22 protein-coding genes are annotated in these 24,881 nt (G+C 61.9%); 17 read left to right on the forward strand and 5 right to left on the reverse strand.

Annotation, left to right across the window (positions count from 1 at the left end; all coding sequences use genetic code 11):
- The first annotated feature begins 78 nt into the window (after nt 1-78).
- From Pan44_RS22420 to Pan44_RS22460, 9 genes are all read left to right on the forward strand, one after another.
- Nucleotides 79-1,050, forward strand: coding sequence for an AAA family ATPase (locus Pan44_RS22420; RefSeq protein ID WP_145034016.1), 972 nt, complete (start codon nt 79-81; stop codon nt 1,048-1,050).
- A gap of 13 nt (nt 1,051-1,063) precedes the next feature.
- A complete protein-coding gene (locus Pan44_RS22425) occupies nt 1,064-2,005 on the forward strand; it encodes a DUF58 domain-containing protein (protein ID WP_145034017.1) in 942 nt (313 codons plus the stop codon).
- Nucleotides 2,006-2,008: 3 nt separating this feature from the next.
- The gene (locus Pan44_RS22430; RefSeq protein WP_145034018.1) at nt 2,009-2,509 is read left to right on the forward strand and encodes a DUF4381 domain-containing protein; all 501 of its coding nucleotides are present in this window, start codon (nt 2,009-2,011) and stop codon (nt 2,507-2,509) included.
- Complete coding sequence (locus Pan44_RS27550) at nt 2,503-4,521, forward strand: VWA domain-containing protein (RefSeq protein WP_197453561.1); 2,019 nt, start codon at nt 2,503-2,505, stop codon at nt 4,519-4,521. The genes Pan44_RS22430 and Pan44_RS27550 overlap by 7 nt, the downstream gene beginning before the upstream one ends.
- Nucleotides 4,518-5,180: a tetratricopeptide repeat protein gene (locus tag Pan44_RS22440; RefSeq protein WP_197453562.1), complete on the forward strand. Its 663-nt coding sequence runs from the start codon at nt 4,518-4,520 to the stop codon at nt 5,178-5,180. The genes Pan44_RS27550 and Pan44_RS22440 overlap by 4 nt, the downstream gene beginning before the upstream one ends.
- Nucleotides 5,177-6,451: a BatD family protein gene (locus Pan44_RS22445; protein WP_145034019.1), complete on the forward strand. Its 1,275-nt coding sequence runs from the start codon at nt 5,177-5,179 to the stop codon at nt 6,449-6,451. The genes Pan44_RS22440 and Pan44_RS22445 overlap by 4 nt, the downstream gene beginning before the upstream one ends.
- 44 nt (nt 6,452-6,495) lie before the next feature.
- Nucleotides 6,496-7,743: a cation:proton antiporter gene (locus Pan44_RS22450; RefSeq protein ID WP_145034020.1), complete on the forward strand. Its 1,248-nt coding sequence runs from the start codon at nt 6,496-6,498 to the stop codon at nt 7,741-7,743.
- A gap of 411 nt (nt 7,744-8,154) precedes the next feature.
- On the forward strand, nt 8,155-8,769 hold the full coding sequence (locus tag Pan44_RS22455) for an ECF-type sigma factor (RefSeq protein WP_145034021.1): 615 nt from the start codon (nt 8,155-8,157) through the stop codon (nt 8,767-8,769).
- A gap of 5 nt (nt 8,770-8,774) precedes the next feature.
- Nucleotides 8,775-10,991, forward strand: a complete 2,217-nt coding sequence (locus Pan44_RS22460; RefSeq protein ID WP_145034022.1) for a serine/threonine-protein kinase — start codon at nt 8,775-8,777, stop codon at nt 10,989-10,991.
- Here the strand turns inward: Pan44_RS22460 and Pan44_RS22465 are convergent.
- Both Pan44_RS22465 and Pan44_RS22470 read right to left on the reverse strand, forming a co-directional pair.
- Nucleotides 10,915-11,574 (reverse strand): hypothetical protein, encoded by a 660-nt coding sequence (locus tag Pan44_RS22465; RefSeq protein ID WP_145034023.1) that lies wholly within the window; start codon nt 11,572-11,574, stop codon nt 10,915-10,917. The genes Pan44_RS22460 and Pan44_RS22465 overlap by 77 nt on opposite strands.
- A gap of 103 nt (nt 11,575-11,677) precedes the next feature.
- Complete coding sequence (locus Pan44_RS22470; protein WP_197453564.1) at nt 11,678-12,679, reverse strand: DUF1559 family PulG-like putative transporter; 1,002 nt, start codon at nt 12,677-12,679, stop codon at nt 11,678-11,680.
- A 199-nt stretch (nt 12,680-12,878) separates the two neighbouring features.
- Here Pan44_RS22470 and Pan44_RS28125 point away from each other — a divergent pair, with 199 nt between their 5' ends.
- The 5 genes from Pan44_RS28125 to Pan44_RS22490 all read left to right on the forward strand — a co-directional run bounded on the left by Pan44_RS28125 (nt 12,879) and on the right by Pan44_RS22490 (nt 18,674).
- Complete coding sequence (locus Pan44_RS28125) at nt 12,879-13,004, forward strand: hypothetical protein (protein WP_261342589.1); 126 nt, start codon at nt 12,879-12,881, stop codon at nt 13,002-13,004.
- A gap of 699 nt (nt 13,005-13,703) precedes the next feature.
- Nucleotides 13,704-14,972 (forward strand): hypothetical protein, encoded by a 1,269-nt coding sequence (locus tag Pan44_RS22475; RefSeq protein ID WP_145034025.1) that lies wholly within the window; start codon nt 13,704-13,706, stop codon nt 14,970-14,972.
- Nucleotides 14,973-15,012: 40 nt separating this feature from the next.
- The gene (locus Pan44_RS22480) at nt 15,013-16,410 is read left to right on the forward strand and encodes an ABC transporter permease subunit (RefSeq protein WP_231754352.1); all 1,398 of its coding nucleotides are present in this window, start codon (nt 15,013-15,015) and stop codon (nt 16,408-16,410) included.
- 124 nt (nt 16,411-16,534) lie between these two features.
- Nucleotides 16,535-17,935, forward strand: a complete 1,401-nt coding sequence (locus Pan44_RS22485) for a DUF3526 domain-containing protein (protein ID WP_145034027.1) — start codon at nt 16,535-16,537, stop codon at nt 17,933-17,935.
- A 28-nt stretch (nt 17,936-17,963) separates the two neighbouring features.
- Entirely contained in the window at nt 17,964-18,674 is a 711-nt protein-coding gene (locus Pan44_RS22490; protein ID WP_145034028.1) for an ABC transporter ATP-binding protein, read from the forward strand.
- A 50-nt stretch (nt 18,675-18,724) separates the two neighbouring features.
- Here Pan44_RS22490 and Pan44_RS22495 read toward each other — a convergent pair whose 3' ends face one another.
- Both Pan44_RS22495 and Pan44_RS22500 read right to left on the reverse strand, forming a co-directional pair.
- A complete protein-coding gene (locus tag Pan44_RS22495) occupies nt 18,725-19,438 on the reverse strand; it encodes a hypothetical protein (protein WP_145034029.1) in 714 nt (237 codons plus the stop codon).
- The gene (locus Pan44_RS22500) at nt 19,438-19,944 is read right to left on the reverse strand and encodes a hypothetical protein (RefSeq protein ID WP_145034030.1); all 507 of its coding nucleotides are present in this window, start codon (nt 19,942-19,944) and stop codon (nt 19,438-19,440) included. Before Pan44_RS22500 ends, Pan44_RS22495 begins: the two co-directional genes overlap by 1 nt.
- Before the next feature lie 202 nt (nt 19,945-20,146).
- On the opposite strand from Pan44_RS22500, the gene Pan44_RS22505 reads away from it, so the two are divergent.
- The gene (locus Pan44_RS22505) at nt 20,147-21,319 is read left to right on the forward strand and encodes a hypothetical protein (RefSeq protein WP_145034031.1); all 1,173 of its coding nucleotides are present in this window, start codon (nt 20,147-20,149) and stop codon (nt 21,317-21,319) included.
- Nucleotides 21,320-21,339: 20 nt separating this feature from the next.
- Here the strand turns inward: Pan44_RS22505 and Pan44_RS22510 are convergent, their stop codons facing one another.
- Complete coding sequence (locus tag Pan44_RS22510) at nt 21,340-21,867, reverse strand: hypothetical protein (protein ID WP_145034032.1); 528 nt, start codon at nt 21,865-21,867, stop codon at nt 21,340-21,342.
- Nucleotides 21,868-22,059: 192 nt separating this feature from the next.
- Here Pan44_RS22510 and Pan44_RS22515 point away from each other — a divergent pair, with 192 nt between their 5' ends.
- Both Pan44_RS22515 and Pan44_RS22520 read left to right on the forward strand, forming a co-directional pair.
- Nucleotides 22,060-23,724: an A24 family peptidase gene (locus Pan44_RS22515; RefSeq protein WP_197453565.1), complete on the forward strand. Its 1,665-nt coding sequence runs from the start codon at nt 22,060-22,062 to the stop codon at nt 23,722-23,724.
- A 134-nt stretch (nt 23,725-23,858) separates the two neighbouring features.
- Nucleotides 23,859-24,872: a hypothetical protein gene (locus Pan44_RS22520; RefSeq protein ID WP_145034033.1), complete on the forward strand. Its 1,014-nt coding sequence runs from the start codon at nt 23,859-23,861 to the stop codon at nt 24,870-24,872.
- Nucleotides 24,873-24,881: the final 9 nt, after the last annotated feature.

Consider the following 24,881-nt stretch of genomic DNA (forward strand, 5'->3'; position numbering starts at 1 on the left):
GCGATCCGGGCCGAGTTTTCGGCCTGGATCCGCTTCCTCGACAGGCAAATCGGCACCCTTGAACGTGAGACCAGGCGTATGACGCCGCGTGAATCGATTCTCGAACTCCAGAAGCGGATGGGGCAATCGATCATCGGCCAGGAAGCCGTGATCGAGCGCCTGCTGCTCGCACTCCTCTGTGGCGGCAACGTCCTCCTCGAAGGCCTTCCAGGTCTCGCGAAAACCAGGGCCGTCAAAAGCCTGGCGAAGAACCTGGAATGCGATTACCGCCGCATCCAGTTCACTCCCGACCTGCTCCCGGCCGACGTGACGGGAAGCGAGATCTACTACGACAAAGGGGGGCAGGGAGAGTTCGTGTTCCAGCCGGGGCCGGTGTTCGGCAACCTGATCCTGGCCGACGAAATTAACCGCGCTCCCGCGAAGGTGCAGTCGTCGCTCCTGGAAGCGATGGAAGAACACCATGTCACGGTGGCCGGGAAGACTCACAAGCTGCCGGAACTGTTCATGGTGCTGGCGACGCAGAACCCGATCGAGCAGGAGGGAACCTACCCGCTTCCCGAAGCCCAGCGGGACCGCTTCCTGATCCATGTCATGGTGCGGTACTCGTCGGACGAAGATGAGCGCAAGATCATGCAGCTCGTCCGCAGCGAAGATGGATCAGGCGGTAGTTCCGGCACTCCGCCCGCCGTCATTCCGCAGCAGGCCGTGTTCGACGCCCGCAAGGAGATCCATGCCGTGGCAGTCGCGGAATCCGTCGAGAAGTACATGGTCGCGATCATCGCCGCGACACGGCGGCCGGAAGGCTTCGGAAAGGATCTGGCGCGCTGGATCACCGTGGGGGCCAGCCCGCGTGGCACACTGGCGCTCGACCGCATGAGCCGCGCGCTCGCCTGGTTTCGCGGCAAGGACCATGTCACCCCCGACGACGTCCGGGCCGTCGCGCTCGATTGCCTGCGGCACCGCGTGCTGTTGAGCTACGAAGCTCAGGCCGATGCAAAATCGGCCGATGACGTGCTGTCGCAGCTGATCAAGCAGGTGGCCGTCGCCTGAGGAGAACGAGCCGATGCCCGAAGCTCCCTCCTCCGGTGTGAGGATCAATATCGATGACCTCGTTCGCCTAAAGGCCAGCGCGCAGGGCTATTCCCTGCTGCCTCGGCAGCCGGTCCATTCCATTCTCGCGGGAACTCACGCCTCTCGACTCCGCGGCCGCGGACTCAGCTTCGAGGAGTTGCGGCGCTACTTCCCGGGTGACGACGTGCGAACGATCGACTGGCACGTCACCGCGCGGACGCGCAAGCCGCATGTGCGCGTTTACTCCGAAGAGCGCGATCGACCACTCCTGCTGATCGTTGACCAGCGGCCGACGATGTTTTTCGGCAGCCGCCGTGCGATGAAGTCGGTCGCGGCCGCTGAGGTCGCAGCCCTTTCGGCCTGGCGGGCGCTCGCTGTCGGCGACCGGGTGGGAGGCCTCGTTTTCGATGGACAGGAGCTTTCCGAGATCGAGCCCCATCGCAGTGAATCCCGCGTGCTCGCGCTGTTCCACGCCATCGTGCGAATGAACCAGCGACTGGCTCCCGATTCTCCCGCGGGCACGATCACGCTGAACCAGGTGCTCGAACGGGCGGCCACCGTCGCCCGGCATGATTCGCTCGTCTGCGTCATCAGTGACCTCTCGGGGGCCGATCAGGAGACCGTGCGACTGATGACACGGATCCAGGCCCACAACGATGCGCTGCTCATCTTCATTCACGACCCCCTCGAAGCCGAGCTGCCGCAGGCCGGACGTCTGGTCATGGCCCAGGGCGAACGCCGGCTCGAAGTCGACACGTCCACGCGAAAGTTCCGCGACGACTATGCGCAGGAATTTGAGAACCGCGTCACGCGGCTGAAGTCGCTGTCGCTGAAGCGCGCGGTTCCGCTTCTCGAGATCAGCACGGCCGAAGACGTCACCAGCCAGGTGCGAAGGGCCCTGGGGGGCGCCATGCAGAATCGCAGGCGGCACTGAACAATGTCCGAGATCGATCCCACCAGCCTCGACTCCCTCGTCGATATCGTCGTGCCGCCACCGGCCGGCTGGTGGCCATTGGCTCCCGGCTGGCTCCTGGTGCTGCTGGCAATCGGGCTCGCGGGCCTCGTGCGACTCGCCATCCTGCTGAGAGACTGGAGACGCAACGCCTATCGACGCGACGCCCTCCGCGAGCTCGACCGGATCGCCGGTTCGGACGGTCGGACAACGTGGACCAAAGTCCCCGAGCTGCTCAAGCGGACGGCCCTTGCCGCCTGGCCGCGAGCCGACGTCGCCGGGTTGAGTGGGACGGCCTGGGTCGAATTCCTGAACCACACGGGCCGCACGCCGGGCTTCGGAGGGAACATCGGGGAACGTTTGCTGGCGCTCTCCTATGAGCCGGGTGCGGTTGAGCGATTCAGCACCACGGATTTTCAGCAGGTCGTCGAAGCCAGTCGCGACTGGATCCGTCACCACGCACGGCCGGAGGCGGCCCCATGCTGACGCTCGCCGCCCCCTGGTGGCTGATCCTCATCCCGCTGCCGCTGATCCTCGCACGATTGCTTCCCGGATTTCGCCCGGCCCAGTCGGGAGTCACAGTTCCGTTCTTCGACCTCGTCGCCCGGCTGACAGGACTCACACCGACAACCGGGCCGGCCGTCGACCATCCGCCGTTGATCCAGCAATGCGTTCTCTGGATGTGCTGGATCCTGACCACGCTGGCGCTGGCCCGTCCGCAATGGCTCGAGCCCCCCATCACGCGGACGGTCCCCACACGCGACCTGCTGCTCGCCGTCGATCTTTCGGGATCGATGGAGACGAAGGATTTCACGAACGAAAAGGGAGAGAAGGTCGACCGTCTTACCGCCGTGAAAGGCGTCCTCGACGACTTCCTCCAGCATCGCAAAGGGGATCGCGTCGGATTGATCCTGTTCGGGTCGATTGCGTTCGTCCAGACGCCCTTCACCCAGGACGCCGAGGCCTGCCGGACGCTGCTTGATGAGGCCCAGGTCCGCATGGCCGGCCCGAAAACGGCGCTCGGCGACGCAATCGGGCTCGCGATCACCGTGTTCGAGCACGATTCCAAGGTCGAGGACCGCGTTCTGATCGCACTGACGGATGGCAACGATACCGGAAGCGAGGTCCCGCCCGATCGAGCGGCCCACATCGCAAAGGATCAAAAGATCACGATCCACACCGTCGCCGTCGGCGATCCCCGCGCGGCCGGCGAAGAGAAGCTCGATGAGCAGTCGCTCCGTGACATCGCCACCACGACCGGCGGCCTGTACTCCCATGCCGCCGATCGCAACTCTCTGAAGCAGATCTACGCCAGGCTCGATGCGATCCGCGCGCGACCCGTGGAAACCGTCTCCCACCGCCCCCGTCGCGAGCTGTTCTACTGGCCGCTCGCCGCGGCCATGCTCGTCACGCTGGCGTACCACATCCTCCTCGCATGGAGATCGGCGACACCCGTTGGCTCGGCCTCTGCGGCCGCACGCGCGGCGGCGGTCCTTGTGGTCGGAGCTCTCTCGTTCGGCGCCCTTGGCAACTTCCATTTCCTGAGGCCTTGGGCCCTGCTGCTCCTCGTTCCCGTCGCCGCGGTCCTGGTGGTGATCGCACGGCAGACGCAGTCGCTGCGAGGCTGGCGATCGCTGATTGATCCCGAACTTCTCGCCGCGCTGCAGGTCGGTCGAAACGAGATTCGGCTCTGGCGGCCGCTCACCGCGCTCGCGGTCGTTTCAGCGGTGGCGTCTGTCGCCATCGCAGGGCCGACCTGGCGCCGGGAGGCCTCGCCATTCTCCGATGACGAGTCGGTCCTCGTCATCTGCCTGAAGACGACTCCCAGCATGCTCGCCAAGGACGTCCAGCCGACGCGGCTGACCCGGGCCAGCCAGAAGATCGGGGATTTGCTCGCGCTCCGGCCGGGAACACGAACGGCACTGATCGCCTACGCCGGCAGCGCGCATGTCGTCCTGCCGCTGACCCGCGATGCCCCGTTGATCACGCAGTTCGCATCGGACCTGACTCCCGCAGTCATGCCGAAAGAAGGAGACCGCCTCGATGAGGCGCTGACGCTCGCCCAGGAGCAGATCGTGCGCTCGGACGCTCCGGGCTCGATCGTCGTCATTGCCGATGATATTCCGGAAAGCCTCTCCCCGGCGCTGCGCAAGTTTCGTGACGACGGCGGCGTCCCGGTCCAGGTCCTCGGAATGGCGGGCGAACCCGGTGCGCCTGTGCCGCCCGATAGTCCGCCGGCGCCGCCGCTCAACATCGCTAACCTGCGGCAGCGCGCGGGCGATCTGGGAGGGTCGGTCGTCACCGTCACACCCGATGATTCGGATGTCCATTCCCTCGCCTCAGGCACCGTATCGCGGCTCGTCGAAACGAGTGCAGCCCAAACGGGCCAGTCCTGGCACGATTCCGGTTACCCCCTCGTCTTCGTCGTTGCGCTGCTGATGCTGTCGTGGTTTCGACCGGGATGGTTCATCCGCTGGCCGGGAGGTGCCTCCGCATGATCGCCCGCTCTCGAAGGAACATGGTGTTCGCGGCGCTTCTGATCGGGCTGTCAGTGGTCGTCGGAATGTGGGCCTGGCGCGCGGCCGGAAAGTCGTTCGCTGGCCTGTGGCGCACGCCGGTCCAGCAGGGGGATCGGGCGCTCCGGCGGCACGACTATCAGGCTGCCGCCAAACTCTACGCCGACCCCTTTCATCGAGGCGTGGCCCTCTACCGCGAAGGCGACTTCAAGCAGGCCGCGGCCGAGTTCGGGCGCGATGCCTCCGCGGAATCGTGGTTCAATCGCGGCAACGCCCTCGTGATGGCAGGCAAGTACGAAGATGCGATCACCAGCTACGGCGAGGCCCTGAAGCAACGCGCCGACTGGTCCGCCGCGACGCAGAACCTCGCCATCGCAAAGGCCCGATTGCTGAAGCTGCATCCCCCCAACGACGGCTCCGAGGGAACCGATGGCCAGCTCAAGGCGGACGAGATCGTCTTCGACAACAAGCCGAAGAATACGCCGGGCGCGAAAGAGACCGAGACCGTCGCCGGCGAACCGCTCTCGGATGCCGACATCCAGTCGCTCTGGTTGCGCAACGTCAAAACCAGCCCCGCCGATTTCCTGAAAGCAAAGTTCGCCTATCAGCTCAGCCGGCAATCAGCCCAGGAGAAACCATGACTTCTCCGCTGACGAAAGCCCTGGGTGGCCTCGCCGTCTGGCTCGCGTTGTCGTCGCTCGTGCACTCGGCTGAGCCAGTCCTGTTGAAGCTGAAGCCGCCAGAGGAGCCGGTCTACGCGGGGCAGAACGTCGGCTTTACCGTGCAGCTGCTCACGACCACCAACTTCGCCAGTGTTCCGGTGTTCCAGTTACCCCGGCTGTCGGGGTGTCTCGTACTTCCACCGGCCGACCGTCCCCTCATCGGGACCGAGACCGTCGACGACACCGACTACGCCTCGCAGATACACGAGTTGCGGTTCATCGCGATCCGTCCCGGCAGGTATCAGATCCCGGCCTTCGATGTTCGATTCGAGTCGCCCCCCGAATTCGCCAAGCCGGCAATCGAGCGACGGCTCCGAACGACTCCGATGACGATCGAGGCGAAGTCGCCGCCAGGAGCCGAGAAATACCGCAGCATCCTCTGCTCGCGCGGGCTCAAGCTGACGGAAACCTGGGAGCCGGAGCTTCCGAAGACCGCCAGCGTGGGTGACACGTTCACGCGAACGGTCACGCTGGAGGCCGGCGACATGCCCGCCATGCTGCTCCCCCCCATCCCGCTCACGGCGCCCACCGGAATGAAAGTCTACGACGACCCGCCGGACGTGGCGGATCACACGGAGCGCGGAGTGACCACCAGCCATCGCAGGGAACGGGTCACCTATGTCTGCGAGTCGGGCGGAAGCTTTGAACTCCCCGGGATCGTCCTCCCGTGGTGGAACCTGGATTCATCGACTCTGGAGCAAGCAACCCTGCCGGGGGCAAAGTTCACAGTCGATGCGGTTGTCGCTCCTCAAGACGCCGCATCGCGAGGTCTCGACCGAAAGTCACAGCATAGATGGTGGTCGGTCGTGGTGCTTGCATTCCTCGGCTGCGCTGTCGTTGTCGCTTCGTCGTTGTTCATCCGGAGGCAACGTGGTCGGGCCGATGATGCACATGTCCGGTTTCGGTTGCTGATGGAATGCTGCCGGCAAAGCGATGCACCGGCCGCGCTCACGGCTTTGTATGGATGGCTTGATCTGGTCGGTCCGAAGAATCAGCTGTCAACGTTGTCGGTGACGTCCGCTGATCCGGATCTGCGGCAACTCGTCGACGAGATGGAAACGGCCGCAGTGCTTGGAAGTCCCTGGGATGGTTCTCCACTCGCACGGCGTCTTCGGTTGTTGCCTGACACTTTGGCGAATACGAGCTCTTCAGGGACTCACTTGCTGCCGGAACTCAACCCAACGGCCTAGGAAGCTGCTCAGCAACCGACACTCATCGAAGCGGGCCACTCTGAATGAATGATCATCTCTCGATGATGACGAGGCTGGCGATCGGGCTGGCGATGGTTCTCTGGCTGCCGCGTCTCATGGAACGATTCCGCGTCCCGGGGATTCTCGGCTTCATACTCGCAGGCGTCATCCTCGGGCCAGGACTGACTGGCGTTCTGCGCTCCGACAGCGAGAGCATCACGTTGTGGGCGGAGCTTGGCAAGCTGCTGTTCATGTTCTTCGTCGGGTTCGAAATCGATCTCGACAAGTTCAATCAGGCTCGGTCGAAATCCGCTTACTTCGGCGCGTTGACCTTTGCCCTCCCGTTCGCCGCAGCCATCTTCCTGGGGTGGGCCCTGGGCTATGGTTGGATTGCCAGCGTGGTCATTGGATCGATCATCGCGTCGCATACCCTGCTCGCACATCCGATCCTTGCCAGACTCGGGCTTCTCGAGCGTGAGTCGGTTCTGGTGGCGATCAGTGGAACAATCTTCACCGACATTGCGTCGATGCTCGTCCTGGCAATGGCCGTCTCTGTCCATGAAACTGGTTTCAGCTGGCCGTTTCTGATCACCCAACTTGTGGAGCTTGCTGTTTACGTCCCGCTCGTCCTGTTCGGCCTGAGCAAGCTCGCCCGCAAGCTGATCATTCATTTCGGTGACACAGCGGAATCGCGAGTCTGCATTCTCCTGCTGCTCATCGCCATGGCGGCCGAGATGGCCCGCATGATTCATCTGGAGGGAATCGTGGGAGCCTTCCTCGTCGGCATCGCGGTGAAGCGGGCGATGCGTGGAAAGTTTGCGATCGAGCAACTGGAAGTCCTGGCGAAGGCACTTTTCATCCCGACGTTTTTTCTCGCCACTGGCTTCCTGATCGATTTGCCGTTGCTGGGACGTACGCTGATTTCGCGGCCGGGCGTCGTCGTGGGACTGGTCGGCGCACTGGCGGTTGGCAAGTACTCGGCCGCCTGGCTGGCGAGTCGCCGCTGGGGCTATCCCGCAATCGAATCGCGGCTGATGTTCAGCATTACGATTCCGCAGATGGCCGCGACGCTCGCGAGCGCCGTCGTCGGACATCAGGCGAAAGATGCAAGTGGAACACGACTGCTGGAGCAGGACTTCGTAAACGCCGTGCTCGTTCTGGTGGTCATCACGTGCGTCGTCGGCCCGGTCCTCACGGAAAGATGGGGAGGACTTCTTGCAAGTGATGCCAACCGATCGCAGACAACGATCGCAGGCTGCTCGAGTGTCGCGACGGACATTGAGCAGACCTGACGATCCCGAATGAAGCGGGAGCAGCGGCGCACGTCATTCGAGAAAGCTGGTACTGGCTGTCGGAGTGCCTGTTCTCCTGACAGGGCGTTCGATGATCGTGATCACGGACCGATTTCCCGGCAGTCGACAACGGCCCTCGTGCTGTCTCTGTTCCGCGAATCACTCTGAGGCGACAGCACCTCGCTCTCACACTTCGTGGCTCGTGCACACTTGAGTTATGCACCAGTGAGGGCTGTACTAGATACACACGCGACAGCCGCTGTCCGACACCGACATTCGGGGAAACTGAATACTGATCGAGATTGGTCCGAAGTGCGACGGCTCTGCATCACCTGATGTCTGATCCATTTCGCTTTCTGCCAAGTCTCGAGGTTTCCGCCAAGGTCCACCATCTCGATCCAGCCCGCTCATATGTCACTCACTAAGTTGGACGATTCCGTCACAGAGTGGGTTGACCGTTTGCGGCATGGAGACCGAAACGCCGGCGATCTGCTGGACTTGCGCTACCGTGACGCCCTGTTGCGAATGACTCGTAAGAAGTTCGCCAACGTCATCTCCGCAGCAGCGGACGAAGACGATCTCGTTCAGAGCGTTTTTTACGCCATCTGGAGTGCTGCTTCACGGGGTTCGCTTGCGGAGGTGGCCAACCGGGACTCGTTCTGGGGGCTGCTCCTGACAATCACCCGTAACAAGGCGATCTCGAGACGTCGGGCGATCATCTCGCGAGAACGCATCGGCGGAACGGCAGCACAGTTCAGCCAGATTGGCGACGGGCAGATTACCTCGACACTTTCCGCTGATCACACGTCGACCGAGGTCGTCGAATATCTGCTCGAAGAACAGGAGCGGTTGCTTCTCGGACTCCATGACGAGTCAGAGCGTCGCGTCGCGACGTATAAGCTTCAAGGGCTCAGTCATCCAGAGATCGCCGCCGAAATGCGGGTCAGCGTTCGGACGGTCGAACGAAAGTTGGCGCTCATTCGCATCCGATGGACGGAGATCAGGGACTCGTTTGAGAAGGGCTAACACTCATGCTGGAAAAGATCGTTGATGAAATCTGCGACGAATTCGAGAGCAGTCTCCAGCGAGGTGATCAGCCCTCGATTGAAGAACTGTTAGCAACTGCTGGCGACGATCTTCGAGCGGAGTTGCTCGAACCACTCATGGCGCTGGAACTGGAGTATCAGGTTCGACGGGGAGGCAGTTGCTACATCGACGAATGGCAGATTCGCTTTTCCGGAGACCGAGAGACGGTCCTCAACACCTTCCGCTCCTTTCTGTGGGAAGGATCCGACTCCGCGATCGAGCACCGGTGCACCGATGACCTGATGCTCCGGCACTTCCGATTGAAAGCCCTGATCGGACGAGGGGCATTTGGCACGGTCTGGCTCGCATTCGACAGCCGCCTTGAGCGCGACGTCGCGATTAAGACACCGCACTGTTACGTAAGGCCTGGGCATGATGGCGTGATTTCGGCGCCGAAAGAAGCGGCGACGGCGGCACGGCTAAGACATGCCCATATCCTCGCTGTCCACGACGTGTCGGAAATCCATGGTCACTGGTTCATGGTCACCGATTTCGTCACGGGCGGGACTCTGGCAGAGCATCTTAAGACCCACTCATTCTCCTGCCATGACGCCGCTGTGATGGCCAGTCAGATCGCCGACGGGGTGGCCCATGCGCACTCGCAAGGCGTGGTTCATCGCGACCTAAAACCGTCCAATGTCCTGCTGGATGATCGCGGAAACCTGCTGCTGGCCGACTTTGGGCTGGCGGTCTCGCCGGGCGGTCCTATCCCCAACGACGGGTTCGTTTGCGGTTCACGGGCCTACATGTCCCCCGAACAGGAACGCGGAATCTACGGAGGGCCTCGAGCCGATCTCTACTCGCTGGGCAAAATCATTGATGACCTGCTCGAAGCTGCCACGGCCAACGATTCGGTTTCGACTGCGACGGTCCGCCCATCATCGAAAGCCCCCGCCGGAAACGCGTGGACGACGCGTTGGCTCGGCCGGATTCGGGAAAGGTGCTGTCAGTGTGATCCCGAACTTCGCTATGGCTCCGCCGATGAAGTCTTCGCCGACTTGGCACAGGTGGTCGCCGGACGTCCTCCGAGGACAGCTTGCGGACCGCGCTCAGAACGCCTTGCCTGGAATGCGAGGCGAATGCTCATACCGGGCTCTCTTGGTTTGCTGCTCCTGGTGATGGCAATCGCCATTGCTGCCCGCCATTCGGTGAGTCCGCCACCTCATCCCGATGCCCGACTGGTCCGAATCACGACAGATCCGCCGGGCTGTGAGTTGACCATCGTTCCGCTTGATCCCGTCACGGACGATCCCATTCCGGAGCGACTGGAAAAACTGTCGGGGAAAACACCGATCGAAACTCACCTGCTTCCGGGTGACTACTTGATGGTGGCGGTCCTGGATGAAACGCACTGGCTGGAGGTGACGAGGCATATTCCGGCGCGTCATGAGGTGATGGGGTACGGCTCATCGAGCCGGCGTTGGCGGATCCGCGATGGCGTCATCGTATTGCACGACATCAGTATCCGATCGCCGCTGGCATCGATCCCTATGGTGGTCGTGCCTGACTCGAAGGGATTGCTCGTCAGCTCACCGGGAATCGATCCCAATCTTGCCGAACGAGTCGACGTTCCTGCCTTTTATGTCTCGACGACAACGATGAATCGAGAATCGCTTTTGAAACGCAGGGGAGTCCAGGAAGGATCTCCCGCCGCAGGGAACGTGTTTTTGAATCTGGCGCGAGTGATCGAAAGGACGGAATTCGACGGCTGCCGGTTGGCCTCCGCCGCAGAGTATGCAGCGATGGTCGCACATGCCAAATTCCTGTCGAAGGCCGGTGTTCGTGGAGTGGACGACGACGTCCTGGAGTGGACATCCAGTCGCCCGGGGGCTCGCGGAGCGGGGATCCGTCCAAGAATTCCGGTCAGGGAACGGCCTCAATGCCTGGTGATGGGTGCGGGCGGCGTCATCCTTCGTAATTGCGAAGGTGCACCCGTGCTGCAGCCCACATGCGAGGATCGCGACCAGGATCGTCAGTACCGCGAACTCGACTTCCGATATGTTCGAAGCATTCGGCCGCGGACGACTCCCGGCGACTTCGTGAAGTCGCAGCGGGAACTCGCCTGCGGGACCGCTCGTCCAATGATCAGGGAGAAGTCGCCAGATCCGAAGCGCGAACCGGAGTCTGCGTTGCCACGGGATACCGCCGGCCGCGATAAGTGACCGCCAGCTTGTAATCGTCCGATTCGCTCATTGTCGCCAGGAATGGCTGGATTCCAGCCTGCACCGGTCGGGCCGATTCCAGGCCGAACCTTGCGAGCCGACTGCGTCCCTTCGTATCTGTGAACGCCATCTCGAACAGCCGCACGCTGATGGTCGGTCCTCCGGAACCTGGCCGAACCTGAATGTCGTGTGCGGTCACTTGGCGAATCTGCGGCTGAATCGAAAGCATTCGCCCGTTCGTGGCGGACACGGACCGGGGCAAATAGTCGGCCAGCGACTGGTTCACGCGAATCTTGTTCGACAGTGGGCGGCTAATTGCCGCCGTGTTACGGCTGGGCGCGTAGCAATCAGGACAGTACTGCGGCCAGTTCACGGAGTTGACATCGAGGAGTACGGTGTCGCCGATGCAGTTAAAGCAGTCCGCAGACCCGCCACTGACTGGACAGAACTCCACCACGAACAAAGCCTCTCCGTTCTCATCCGGTTCTTCCAGCGGATATTGAACGCACATCGCTTCGTCCGCAAACGCCAGTGACGACGAAATCACCAGCCCAGCCAGTCCAAGAACTGTTACGCGCAGCATCGGACACTCCTTCACTCAGAAATGGCCCAAACGCAGAGAACTCCCGGCCGGTTAGCCATCCGGCGGCAGTGATACGCCGGTTAAGAGAACAGCTGTGCCTGTCCTACCAGGCTTCAGTAAGACACTGGTCAGACCGACAGGCCCGTTTCTTCAGCAATTGAAGATCGGAATGATCCGTAAGCGATTGAACCGAACCATCCGCAACGAGAACGTTGACATGTCCCGGATGGGACGACTTCAAGGGACGGTTCGGTGTGCTCGAGAAGCAACCCGGCGCGAGGTTGACTTGCTTGACGTTGACCGGGTCGGCGATCGTCGACAGGTTGGCACAGCGGGTCGGCCTCTTGGCGGGTGGAAGCGTGTAATTGGCGCCGGTTCCGATCGATGGAGTCCCTCGTTGAAGTCCATGTCCGTCAGCCCCGCCCAGCCGGCCCTCGGCTCCTGTACTGGACTTCACTGTTGCCGACGCCTCACCGACAACGATGGTGCAAGTTGTCCCGTCGTTGATCAGCTTGAGAGGAATGTTCTGGTTCGCGACCAGCACACCTCCCCACGACATCCACCCGAGCCCGACGGTGCTGTTGCAAGGCGGAAACTTCACACGTTCTTGGTCCGTAAACTCGTCCCCAGTGGAGGCATCTGCAGTCGCCCCGGAAATTCCCAGGTAGGATGGGTGCTGAATTGCGAATCCGCTGACACGCTCGAGAGGGGGAAGGATCGAACTCGGGCAGTGGAGCACCTTCTGAATGTGACCATCAATGACTTTTCCATTGGTTGCGGGCTCGCCACTTCCAGGCACGGACGTGTTATACGCCGCGGCCACTGGTCCTTCCTCGAGGTAGGGAAACAGCGCAACCCAGAACGAACTCCCAGACAGGTAGGTTCCACCTCTCGGCTGCACGTAACCACCGATGGGGAACGTTGAAAATGTGTCGTGGTAGTTGTGCAGGGCGAGTCCGATCTGCCGCAAATGACTCTTGCAGATCATGTTGCGAGCGGCCTCGCGGGCCGATTGCACTGCCGGAAGCAACAGTGCGATCAGAATGGCGATGATCGCCACGACGACAAGCAGTTCAATCAGAGTGAAGCCGTAACGCCGCGTCATGTTTGCTCCCGAAAGCAGTCTCATCATCCTAACGGGTGCGGTTGCGCGTAAAAATGTGGCATGGATCAGCGGCTTGGCGGTAGTGTGCTCGTCTGTAAGCAGGACGATCGGCTTCGAGTTGACCTGTCCCCTGCAACGGGTCCGCAGTTCGGGTAGATTCTGCCTCGAACGTGGACCTGCACCTGGAGGACTCTAGTTCATGGCGAGGAAACGGCCTGGTGCTCAGCAGATCATCGCCAAGCTCCGGGAAGCGGAGGTCAAGATCGCTCAGGGAGGCACGGTGGCAGCGGCCGCCAAGAAGATCGAGATCACCGAGCAGACGTAACTACCGCTGGAAGAAGGAGTACGGCGGCCTGAAGATGGACCAGGCCTAGCGGCTCAAGGAACTGGTGAAGGAGAACACCGGTCTGAAGCGGCTTCTGACCTACGTCGAACTCGATAAGGCCATCCTGCGATAGGCCGCCTCGGAAAACTTCTGAGTCCGGCGAAGCGGCGCCAGGCTGTGACGTACGTCCGCAAAATGTGCTGGGCCAAGAACAGGTCTCCGAGCGTCGAGCGTGTCGGGGCTCGGGACAGATGAGATCCACACCCAACGTCGTCAGGCCCACGTTCCTGACGAAGAACCCCACCTGATCCGGGACATGGTCGCTCTGGCGACGCAGTACGGCCGGTCCGGCCATCGCCGGGTCACGGCCTTTCGTATCTACGACGGACTCGACTGTTACTTCGGTGTTGGCCGGATCGGTGCCGTTGCCCTCACGTTTGGTACGCCTCGGTCGCGGCAACACAAGAGTAGGTGCACATGAGTTGCACTCAAGGGGTGGGCATCCTAGGATCGGCGGGTCATGGGACTCCTGCGTTCTGTGAAATGTGACAAGCGTGCCTCGCTCACTCGGATGACTAGATGATCGCGTTCCCGTCGAAGCCAGCCAAGATCGCCGTCTTGATTCTCACTTGCGCGACCTTTGCCCGACCGGCAACGGTCGTTGCGGCCGATCGCCGATCAACAAGGACGGAACCCCTGATGCGAATGGTCTGGCAGGACCGGTCCACGAAGTCGCTGAAGTGGGGCGAGTTTGTGCAGGCCGGGCGTGTCATCCAGCTGCGACAAGGCGGGGACATCAAGGGGTTTCCCAAGCTGGATACGGAGCACCATGAACTGGTGCAGATGGAACGCATCGACAACCAGCTCGTCGTGGGAGTTCGCGATGACGAGAAGGGCGAGCTGTTGAGTGGATGGGTGGCGATCGACCTGGGCGTCGAGGAAATGCCCCACGGAGACCATTCCGACTACAACTACGCGGGGCCGCCGTCCATTCGCGCGAGCGTGCTCGACAAGAAACAGGGAAACCCGGCCCACCTGTATGTCTACGACAAGGAATTCTACGTCGCCAACGACGCCCTGAATGGCTTCACCGTGATTCGGCCATCGGCCATCAGCGGGCCCCAGGAAGGAAGGAAGGGGACCTTTCATCGCGGCGGAGGCGGCCACATCACGATGGCCGCGGTGGGCCACAAGGTCGTGTACTCGACCTGGATTCAGGAAAAGGGGCGTGTCGATGTCTCACGGCTCGATAAGAGCGGTGAGGAATCGCTGGCCTACTCATTCACGCTTCCATCAGGCGGGCTGCATGGTGCAACAGCCAACAGCGGACGCATCTTTCTGGCTCCTTCGGACGGGATTTACTGGGTCGATGCCGACCTGGAACTGAAGCAGAACAAAGACACCGTTGTGCAGAACCACCTGTCGCTGGGCAAGGTCAAAGAGGGTGAGCGTCCTTTGCGGACAGGCTCATTCACGAACCACCGTAATTGGGTGTTGTTCAACACGGGCGACGGCGAGTCGTCAGCGCTGTGTCTTGTGGACGCCTCCGCAAAGAAGCCGGAAGTGGTCAGCGTCCCGATCAAGGTTGCGGACGGCCTCTCGTTGACGCCGCCGGAGATTATTTCGGCCGCGAGCGGAAAGCACTACGCGTTTCTGTTTCAGGATCGACGCGAGGGTGAGGTCAAGGAACAACTGACGATTGTCGACCTCGACCCGAACGGCGACCGGAACTTCAGCGATGCAACGGTTGCCAAGACGCTTCCCGTGGGAGGAAGCAAGGTCGAAGGGCACTATGGGCATCACACGATCGCGTTCGACGACGATCGCCGATGGGGCGTGATGACCAATCCGGCCGATGGCGATCTGTGGCTGATCTGGCTGCCCGAGCTTAAAGTCGTCGGCAAGTTCAAGGTCGGCGGGACTCCGACGAAGATCACTGTCATTGGCGGTGAGGCCGACAAGCACTGAGCGGACAGGTTGCCCCCCGATCGCCGAAGTACAAGTGTCCATGCGTCAGATGCGGTTGGTCCGCACAGTCATCCGCAAAGAGCTGCGCGTCACGTTCCGCGATCGCTGGCTGTGTCTGGCGTGCGCGCTGTTCAGTGTTGCGTTGACTGTCAGTTGCTGGCTGTCCGTGACCTACGGCGCGGAGACGGTTTCAGAGATCGAATCCCTGCAGCGCACTGCGCGTCAGGACTGGCTCGATCAGCCGACAACCAACGCGCACATGGCGACGCACCATGGCACGACGCTGTACAAGCCTCTGTCGCCGTTGAGCGTACTGGACCCGGGCATTGATCCGCTCTTCGGATCGCAGGTGAGGGTTCAATCTCATCGACAGGAGCGGATGACCGACCCTCGCGATGCGCGTCGTCCCTGGCTGAACTCTCTGGCGGTCGATTCTCCGGCGCTCCTGCTCGAGGCAGGGCTGCCGGTCTTCGTGGTGCTCCTGGGCTTCGCCGGGATCTCGCGCGAAAGGGAGCAGGGGACGAATCGTCTCCTGGCAGGGAACGGAGCTCCATGGTCGGCCGTGATTGTCGGAAAGCTGGCCGCGATCTGCATCATTGCTGCAGTGATGAGCCTGCCCGCGCTGATTCCTGCAATCGCCTCCCTTGGTCTCGAGGCTGAAACGCCAGTGATGCCATGGCCTGACCGGGGTCTGCGTGTGCTGTTTCTCGTCACGGCCGGTGCGCTCTACATCCTCGGATGGGCGGCCCTGTCCCTGGCAATTTCATCGGCCGCCGGATCAACCCGGACGGCGTTCCTCGCGCTCATCCTCCTGTGGTTCGGATGGACCATCGCGGCGCCGCGTCTCGCGGGCAGCGTTGCCATGAATCGCTACCCGATTCCCGACTGGAGGGATCTGGAACGGGCGCGCGATGACGCCTTGCGGTTCAACAAGGATGCAACCTCCACCGACGACGCGACAGGCAGCGAGTCAGCGACACCGTCTGAGAGTCGCGAGATCAGTTCAGAAGGAGCCAAGCTGCTCGCCTTGGAGAGCTTCTCCGACGCCGTCTACGATCGGTTCGGCGGTCAGATTGAATCAGCATTCGAATCGCAGGACCAAGTGATGTCGCTCGGCACTCTCCTGTCCCCCTACCTGGCGATGCGGGCCAACTCCATGCTTTGGTCAGCGACCGATCGCCGGCACCATGAGGACTTTCGCCGGGCCGCGGAGACCTATCGCAGAGACCTTGTCCGAAGCTTGAATCTGATGGAAGCCCGTCAGGAGCGGCCCGGCCCGAGTTCGGAAGATCGCCGCGTATTCTGGGCGAGAATGCCTGCATTCGACTATCGGTTCCCGCCCGCGGCTTCAGTCTTCCGGGACGCGTTTCTCTCCACGGCCGTGCTGTGCGTCTGGTGCCTGGTGACTCTTGTTGGGGCGTTTCGTGTCCCTCACTAGCGGTCCTGCTGACGCGACCAGTCACCGCGATGGTGGACCTCCCCGGAAGTTCCATTCTGGGAAACGTCTACTTCAGGAAGCCCGCCTAAGCTGGTCGGATCGCGCAGTCCGCCTCGCGTTCCTGATGGGACTGTTGACGACCGTGTTCGCCTGGGTGTCCGGTTGGAACGAGGTCAGTAAGCGCGACCAGCTCTGTGAGGCCGCGGTCCAACAGAATTCCGACGCACGGACCCTGCTCATCGCGGCGTTCGAGCCCGGCCCGGAGCTCGAGCAGATCCTCGGGCGTTCTCTCAGCGAAGCGGATTCGGCCAGGGCGACGACCGTGCAGATGTCGGCGACGTCTCCGTATCTGCTTGCCCGGGCAGACGAGCTGTGGTCCACCTGCCGATTCAGCTGGCCGCTGGCTCCGCTTTCTGTGCGGGCTTTCCCCTCGCACCCCGCTCGCTTTCAACTCGCGGGAACGTCCAGCGTCGCCACGATCCGTCACGAGCCATTCCTCAATCCCGCACTGACGATTGCCGGGCCGTTCGATGTCTCGTTGCTGATCGTCGCGGCATTCCCGCTGGCAGTGATCGTGCTGACGTACGACCTGATCTCCGGTGAGCGTGAAGCGGGCCGACTCAGGATTCTCCAGATCCAGTCGCGGTCAATCTTCGCCCTCGGCCTGACACGCTGCGCCATCGCAGTCGGCATCCTGACTGTCGCGATCATGGCCCCAGTCATTGCGCTGACGATCTTCGCATGGCCATCCCGGATTTCCGAGGTTCTGATTCCGTTATTGATGCTCACCCTTGCGGTTCTGGCCTATGGACTGGCCTGGGGAGCCTTGGCCTTCCTGGTCAATTCTCGGGGTGCATCTTCAACTGCGAACGGGGTCGTCCTCGTTCTCTGCTGGGGAATCTGGATCGTCGCGGTACCGTCGGCGGTCGACCTGTGGGTGTCTTCCCGCGACGTTGCCACCTCGCCATCCAGGCTCGCTTCGATCGAAAGCGATATGTCGCGTCGCGCAGAGGCCGATGGGGAACGCCTCCTCGCCGAATACAGGAAGATCCACCCCGAACTCGCATTCGACCCTGATGATTTGCAACAGGCGATTGTCTGCCAGGAAGTCGCTGTGACTTCCCAGATCCGGCATGAAATGCACGGCCGGCTGCACGAACAATTCGAGGCGCTTCGTTCGCGCGACGCCGCCCGAATGCGCTCAGCCTGGCTTTCCCCGGCCATCGCGATCCAGATTGCGGTCGACGAACTCGCCGAAGCATCGGAATCGCATCACGTGAAGTTCGCCGAGGAGACACTGGCCTATCAGGATCAGCTCATCGAGTACTTCGCACGTCCGACCTTCCAGAACCGTGAACTTCAGCGTCGAGACATCGAAGCGATGCCCGTCTTTCAGGTGGAAACTCGCGGCTGGCGCGGCGATCGTTCCGTCCTGACCACCGTGCTGTCATCACTGTGCGTCTGGTGCATCGGACTGGTGATCGCGGGACGGGCAATGATGACCGTGCGAGCGGCCGACAATTGAGAATTGCACGAAGGCGGATGCCAGCCCGATGATCGAAGCCATCGACCTGAAAAAGTTCTACGGACAACACATCGCACTGCGAGGATTGAACCTCGCCGTTCAACCGGGGGAGATCTTCTGCCTGCTCGGCGCGAACGGTGCGGGCAAGACCACAACCATCAGTCTCTTCCTCGGATTCATTGCGCCCAGCTCCGGACGCGCGCTGGTGAATGGAGTTGATGTCGCCGCCTCGCCCGATGAGGCGAAGCGTTCAGTGGCCTACATCCCGGAAACCGTCACTCTGTATCCCACGCTGTCCGGCTTCGAGAACCTGGAGTACTTCGCGACTCTCGCCGGTGGGGCAGAACTGACGAAGGCGGATCTCAAGGCCTGCCTGGAGCGTGCCGGCCTCCGCGAAGATGCGATTCATCGGCCGGCCAAGGGCTACTCGAAAGGGATGCGGCAGAAAGTCGCCATTGCAGTCGCAATCGCAAAGAATGCCAAGGCCCTTTTTCTGGACGAGCCAACTTCGGGTCTCGATCCGCAGGCGTCCAATGAATTCTCGCGCCTCCTCGAACAGCTCAGCAGCGACGGCGTCGCTGTTCTGATGGCGACGCACGACCTGTTTCGAGCCAAGGAATCCGGCACGCGGATCGGGATCATGCGGAGCGGCGAACTGGTCGACACGCTGATTCCGTCGGCGATCGGCCACGCCGAACTCGAAGAACGCGCCCTGCGACAGATGCGCGGTGCCGACTGAGCAATTGGTTCCGGCAATTCGTCTCGGAATCAATTGCAGTGGCGGCCGGCTCAACTCGCCTTCGTCTTGATGCCAATGGGGGTCGGAACTCCGGTCCACAGCCGGTCTGGCTGGTTCTCAGCAATGTGGGCCAGTCGCAACCAGGCGGAGGCCAGCTGATCGCCGCGGAAGACCCGTCCGTCGCGCGGGTGCCAGCGAGCGACATCGCAGAGGCGGCATTCAGTTCCGAAGTCGTCAGCGATCAGTTGTTCGTAGTCGGCGATCACGCGGGACATCCGAGACGTGAGTGCAATAGTCGCCGCTCGATTTGTCGCTTTTTCGTGAGCAGGCTCGGGGGCAGCCGATTCGAGCCAGTTCAGCGCGGACGGCCGAGACAAAATATGATACTCGGGCCTCAGCGAATGCCTGCGAAGAAAAATGCTTCCGAGCTGATCGTTGCCGAAGAAGACGCCATACGCGTGCAGAACGAGTCGGGACCGGGAAGAGTTATCGAGCCAGTAGATGCTGGGCGCCTCGATACCGACCGGCGGCGGCAGGCGTCGAAAGCCGTGCTTGACCAGCCGATTGCCGACGGGGTCGCGAGCATCGCAACCCCAGCACCAGAGTTGCTGATTGATGAGATCGACTGCAAACCGATTCGGAGAGTCCTCCGAATCGCGATCGATCTCCACGACCCGTCGTCGAGAGCCAAGAGTCCCTCTGGCCTGTTCGCTCACGCGCGAGAGACGCGGCGTCATTGACCATGATCGTGTGGCAATTGTCATCACTCACTCCGCGTCGCAAGTTGCAATGGAATCCCGGGCGGCGGCAGCCAGAGGATTTCCACGGCCGGAAGTCGACGTTGGAGCCGCCGGACTCCGCAGGCTGTGACGCGTGTTCCGCGAAGATCCAGAAGCACCAGCCGTGACGGAGCTTTCAGGTCGTCCAGCCCCGCATCGGTGATTTCAGTCCCGCGGAGATCGAGCGCCTCAAGGTGTTCGAACCTCGCCACCGATCGCAGGCAACCGTCTGTCACCTGGGTGCAGATCAGCCGGAGTTCGACGACTCGGTCCCCATTCGCATCGGAACGATCGGCGAGGCGCTGACACTCTCGATCCCCAACGGGACGCCCTTCCCAATTGACGACGCCTTCAGGCTCGCGATCGATCCAGTCGCATGATGAGGCATCGCGAAGCCTTGGCAGGACCATCGACTCCGGGTCTCGTCCGGACGGCAGGCCCGCCTGCTGTCCGATGACGATCGCCATCCACAGCATCGCGATTCCGGTCACAATGCTGCCCTCCGAGTTTGAACGCCGCCCTTGACGGTTGAAGATTCCAGATCCGTAGTAGGCGTAATTGTACACTACTGCATAGAATGTGCAAGTGTGTATCGTGGTCATTATGGAGTGCGAAGATTACACTCTTCTCGCGAACTCGGGCCGCGGAATCCGTCATGTCCGGAGCTTGAGCCTGTCCCTGCAGAGTGCCCCAATGCGCGTCTTCACCCGGACCACCAGCCTCGTCCTGGCATCGTGCGTCCTCCTCCTGACAGGCAGCACGATTGTTGCCTGCCCATTCTGTCCCGCCCCGGAGCCCGCCTTGTCCGAGCGGCTGGCGCTGGCAGAAGCCGTTGCTCTTGCCCGGTGGATCGAGACACCTGGCAGCAAGGGAAAGTCGACCGTTCCAAGCCGCGTGGCGTTCTCTGTGATAACGGTCACACGAGCAGGCGGCGGCGTGGCCGTCGATCGGACGATCTCGCTGGACCGTCCGAAAACGGGCCAGCCGGGTGACCTGTTTCTGCTCACCGGCGTCAAACAGAGGACCTTCCAGTGGGACACTCCTGTCGTCATGACTCCTGCCGCGTTCCGCTACGTGAACGAAGCTCCGGCGCGTGACCTTCCCGCCGCCAGGCGACTGCCGTACTACCTGGAGCATCTGGAACATCCAGACTCCATTGTTGCCAACGACGCGTTCTCTGAGTTCGCGGCCGCGGCCTACAGCGATGTGAAGCCTGTGGCTCCTCGCTTTTCTGCGGAGAAGCTCAAGAATTGGATCGCCCGGCAGGAGACCCAGCAAACGCGGGTCGGTTTCTATGGAATGATGCTCGGTCTCTGTGGAACGAAAACTGATGCCGAGTTCTTGAAGACCGAGATCGACAAGCCGGCGGAAGCGTATCGACTCGGCCTGGACGGGATGATGGCCGGCTACGTCCTGCTGACGGGCGATGAAGGTGTCGCGCTCCTGGAGGACAGGATTCGTCAGCGACCCAACAACGATCGCTTCACGGAGGCCTATGCATCGATGCAGACTCTGCGATTTCTATGGCAATACGCACCCGAACGGGCGAGCAGAACGCGCCTGCAACGGGCCATGCGGTTCGCCATCGAACGCCCCGAGCTTGCCGACTTGGCAATCAAGGATCTCACCCGCTGGGAAGACTGGGAATTGATGCCCTGGCTGGTCGGGTACTACGACTCGCCAGGTGAAAACGCCGCCCTGAAACGCCGCGCGATCGCGCAATACCTGATCGCCCTCTCGCAGAAACGGGCTCCGCAGAACGACGCAGTGCTTGCCACCCAGATCGAGACCGCGAAAAAGCACTTGGACGAACTGAAGGCGAAAGATCCAAAAGTGTTGTCAGACGCGAAGAAGTACTTTTTCTGACGAGACAGTGGCTTCGTTCCTCAGTGAAGTCTTCTGAAGCGACTGCCCGCGCCGATGAGCAAGAGCTGATTCATTCTGTGCGCGCGAAGCTGCAGCACAGTCGCAACGAGTCCCAGCGCCAGGAGTGGCCAGGCCAGAGTCAGATTGCAGGTGGCATGAACGCTCCCCCCGGGAGAAGGAGTAGTGCAGCCGAGGAGCGGGAGGCAGGCCCCGAGCAGTTGCAGCCCGGCGCCACAGAACCCTGCCCGCTGCATCTGGTGGCCTTGGTGAAACTGGCGGCCCACCAGAAGGATCAGGAGGGCCAGAAGGCCCCCGGGCAGCATCAGCAATCTCGCGATCCCGTCGAGGAACGTTAACTGCTGGTGTGTCGCCACCGGGAGAGCGGCCGTCAACAGCGTGGTCAGCCGAAGCAGGAACCCGGCCGAGGCCAGCACCATTACGAGCAGATCCGCGTCGCCGAGGTGATAGTTTTCCGCGACGGACTTCTGCGCTCGGCGCCGAACCGATCGCTTCCGGGAATGAGTCGGCGGGTGCAGAAGGCGACTCATCGCTGCTTCCTCAGTTGATCCCCGTGCGACAGATGGCGGCGCCAGTCGTGATTCAGCCACTCCAACCAGATTAGCGGTCGAGACTACTTGTGCAAAGGATGTGCATGTGAATATTGTGATTGGACTGTATGGGCATCTGATCGACACAGGGGTGTGCGACGGTCGCTCAATGTCATTCCTGCAGGCTCTGCATTGGACGCACTTCATCCCGAGTCCGGAGCCCTCGCACCTCGGGATCTCCCCTGGCGACGCTCTGCGGTCGGAGAGCTCTTCTCGAACCTGGCGGGCGGTCACGCGGTGTTGGTGATCGTTCTGTGGGCGCGGCACCTGACGTCGCTACAGGGCCTGCTGATGGTCGGCTCAGCCATTCTGGTGCTTCCCATCGGCGCCGGACTGTTTCCGACGCGCGGCGGCGACCTGCTGTGCGCCGCGATCGCAGCTGCGGTGTTCGCGGGAGGGATGACCAACTCGGCGATTGAAACTTGGCTTGCACAGGGGCCGTTTTCGCCAACGGCCGTGACCTGCGTGTGGTCGGCATTCGTCTTGTGGCTCTGCAGCGATCGGGTGATCGCGGGCGCGAGAAGCCTGGATTTCAATGCCTGGAGGCGACTTCTGGCCTGGACGGTCGCCGGGGGCTTTGGCCTTTACATGATCGTTCTGCCGGCGATCTCGATCGCGTTTGCGCCGGAACCTATGTCCTCCAGCCGTGCCCTGGAGGATCCCACGATGGGAGAACTGATCCGCCTGCACATCACGGAATCATTCTTCGCCGTGTTCTTTTTCACCCTCGGCGCGACGATCGGCAGCTTTCTGAATGTCGTCGCATATCGGATGCCCAGAGGGGAGTCAGTCGTCCTGCGATCGTCCCGCTGCCCCCGTTGCACAACAGCCATTCAGCCGAGGGACAACATCCCGGTGCTCGGGTGGCTTCTGCTCAACGGACGCTGCCGGGCCTGCCAGGTGCCGATTTCCGCCCAGTACCCGATCGTCGAATTTATCGCCGGAGCCGTGTTCCTCGCGCTGTATCTCGCGGAACTGATCTCCGGCGGCAGGAATCTGCCCGTCCGCGATCCAAACTTCTACGCAGGCGTCGTCTGGATCCTCATGTACACAAAATGGGATCTGGTCGGGCTCTACGCGTATCACTGCTTCCAGTTCGCAACTCTGGGGGCGTGGACACTGATCGAGTTTGATCGGCAGGCAATCCCGCTCCGATCAATCGCAACGGCATTGATTTTCGCTGTCGTTCCCCCGCTGCTGCTCCCCTTCCTGCAACCCATGCCGGCGATCCTCGGTCAATCCGACGCAACCGCAAGAACTCTGGTCGATGCGCTCGTCACGACCGGCGCGGGCGTTGTGGCAGGCCTGCTCGCCGGATGGTTGTTGTCCGCCGTCGTCCAGGATCCATCTCGTCGCTCCCGCGGCGTGATGGCCGCGATGTCCCTGGCCGGCGTCATGCTGGGCTGGCAGGCCGTGCTCGTGATCGTGCTGGGGACTCTCATCCTCGAGTCCAGTCTCGACTGGCTTGTCAGTGAACGGGTCCGCACCCGCTGGCCGCTGATCGGCAGCCTGTTCGTCAGTGCATTCGTACACCAGCTCACATGGCGATGGTCAGCCGATCTGCTCTGGCTATGGAGGGAAGGGGCCAGAAGCACTCCGCGATCTGCAGTCACCGCCGGGGTGATCGTTGCGGCGATCGCATTCGGTGTGTTCTATCGACGTCGACAGATTGCACATCCTGCGGCAGAAGCGATGTACGCCCACAACACGCGGAATGAAGTTGTGGAGACGACGTTCAATGAGAGCGTTGGCGCGGAGTGTCCCACTCCCCACGAATCCAGTGTCTCAGAGCGCTGAATCGAACGAATCCATTTCAGCAGGCTTCGCAGCGGCCGCTACACTGTCATCGGCCGACGTTGTGATCGCTCGGGATCGACTTCGGCGGCCCATCCGAGAAATGAATGGATAGTCCAGGGAAGTCGTCTCGAAGCATGCACCAGCGTATCCGAGGCGGGCTTACTCAGACTCAAGGCCTGTGGCTCGGGATTGCGTTCAGTCTTGCCTTCACGGTCGTCATCTGGCTCGCCGACTCCCGGCTTGGCGGCGTCTCCCTCCGCCCGGATCGCCAGGTCGCCTACTGGTACCCATGGGTGACCGCGGCGCCGACAATCTGGACGCGAATCTCTGTCTGGGGCCTCTATCTCGCCCACCAGCTCACGATCTGGGGGCTGATCTGGTACGCCCAGTCACGAAGGACCAGGTACAGCGACACTCTGCATCCCGTCAATCTCTGGGCATTGGCCGCCAACGCAGGCTTCATCGTCCTGCACTTCGCTCAGACTCATCTCTTCTATGACGGCCTGGGCCTGGATGTCTCAGAGCAGAGTTCCCAATGGTCGGTGATTCTCCTGCTGGTGATCGTGCTGTTGATGGAGAACCAGCGCCGCGGGTTGTTCTTCGGCTGGAAGGTCCCCGGAACGCTCATGCGAGAAGCGGGCCGCGGCGTTCGGAAGTACCACGGCTATTACTTCGCCTGGGCGACGATCTACACGTTCTGGTACCACCCCATGGTCGGCACGCCCGGTCATCTTCTCGGGTTTCTCTACATCTTCCTCCTGCTCCTGCAGGGCAGTCTGTTCTTCACTCGCATTCACACGAACAGATGGTGGACGATAACTCAGGAAGTTCTCGTTCTGCTGCACGGAACACTCGTCGCCCTGAGCAACGCCCCACGTCTCTGGCAGATGTTCTGTTTCGGCTTTGCGGGACTGTTCATCGTCACGCAAATGCACGGTCTGGGGCTGTCGCGAGCTGCCCGATGGGCGTTCCTGGCCCTCTACGTCGGCGGCGCTCTCGCGGTGTACTCGCGAATCGGCTTCGATCGCATCCATCAGGTGGCCTGGATCCCCTTCACCGAATACGCCGTCACTTTCCTGGTGGCCGCCCTGGTCTGGATCGGAATGAGAGCCGCCGCGCTCAGACAGCGCCGCGGAGCAGGCGAGTGAGGCAACTTC

Origin of the sequence: Caulifigura coniformis (genome assembly GCF_007745175.1) — a bacterium.
Lineage (GTDB): Bacteria > Planctomycetota > Planctomycetia > Planctomycetales > Planctomycetaceae > Caulifigura > Caulifigura coniformis.

Coding starts and splice junctions, on each gene's coding strand:
- Pan44_RS22420 (WP_145034016.1), top strand. CDS start 79: ATGACGCCGCGTGAATCGATTCTCGAACTCCAGAAGCGGATGGGGCAA.
- Pan44_RS22425 (WP_145034017.1), top strand. CDS start 1,064: ATGCCCGAAGCTCCCTCCTCCGGTGTGAGGATCAATATCGATGACCTC.
- Pan44_RS22430 (WP_145034018.1), top strand. CDS start 2,009: ATGTCCGAGATCGATCCCACCAGCCTCGACTCCCTCGTCGATATCGTC.
- Pan44_RS27550 (WP_197453561.1), top strand. CDS start 2,503: ATGCTGACGCTCGCCGCCCCCTGGTGGCTGATCCTCATCCCGCTGCCG.
- Pan44_RS22440 (WP_197453562.1), top strand. CDS start 4,518: ATGATCGCCCGCTCTCGAAGGAACATGGTGTTCGCGGCGCTTCTGATC.
- Pan44_RS22445 (WP_145034019.1), top strand. CDS start 5,177: ATGACTTCTCCGCTGACGAAAGCCCTGGGTGGCCTCGCCGTCTGGCTC.
- Pan44_RS22450 (WP_145034020.1), top strand. CDS start 6,496: ATGAATGATCATCTCTCGATGATGACGAGGCTGGCGATCGGGCTGGCG.
- Pan44_RS22455 (WP_145034021.1), top strand. CDS start 8,155: ATGTCACTCACTAAGTTGGACGATTCCGTCACAGAGTGGGTTGACCGT.
- Pan44_RS22460 (WP_145034022.1), top strand. CDS start 8,775: ATGCTGGAAAAGATCGTTGATGAAATCTGCGACGAATTCGAGAGCAGT.
- Pan44_RS22465 (WP_145034023.1), bottom strand. CDS start 11,574: ATGCTGCGCGTAACAGTTCTTGGACTGGCTGGGCTGGTGATTTCGTCG.
- Pan44_RS22470 (WP_197453564.1), bottom strand. CDS start 12,679: ATGACGCGGCGTTACGGCTTCACTCTGATTGAACTGCTTGTCGTCGTG.
- Pan44_RS28125 (WP_261342589.1), top strand. CDS start 12,879: ATGGCGAGGAAACGGCCTGGTGCTCAGCAGATCATCGCCAAGCTCCGG.
- Pan44_RS22475 (WP_145034025.1), top strand. CDS start 13,704: ATGCGAATGGTCTGGCAGGACCGGTCCACGAAGTCGCTGAAGTGGGGC.
- Pan44_RS22480 (WP_231754352.1), top strand. CDS start 15,013: ATGCGTCAGATGCGGTTGGTCCGCACAGTCATCCGCAAAGAGCTGCGC.
- Pan44_RS22485 (WP_145034027.1), top strand. CDS start 16,535: ATGGGACTGTTGACGACCGTGTTCGCCTGGGTGTCCGGTTGGAACGAG.
- Pan44_RS22490 (WP_145034028.1), top strand. CDS start 17,964: ATGATCGAAGCCATCGACCTGAAAAAGTTCTACGGACAACACATCGCA.
- Pan44_RS22495 (WP_145034029.1), bottom strand. CDS start 19,438: ATGACAATTGCCACACGATCATGGTCAATGACGCCGCGTCTCTCGCGC.
- Pan44_RS22505 (WP_145034031.1), top strand. CDS start 20,147: ATGCGCGTCTTCACCCGGACCACCAGCCTCGTCCTGGCATCGTGCGTC.
- Pan44_RS22510 (WP_145034032.1), bottom strand. CDS start 21,867: ATGAGTCGCCTTCTGCACCCGCCGACTCATTCCCGGAAGCGATCGGTT.
- Pan44_RS22520 (WP_145034033.1), top strand. CDS start 23,859: ATGCACCAGCGTATCCGAGGCGGGCTTACTCAGACTCAAGGCCTGTGG.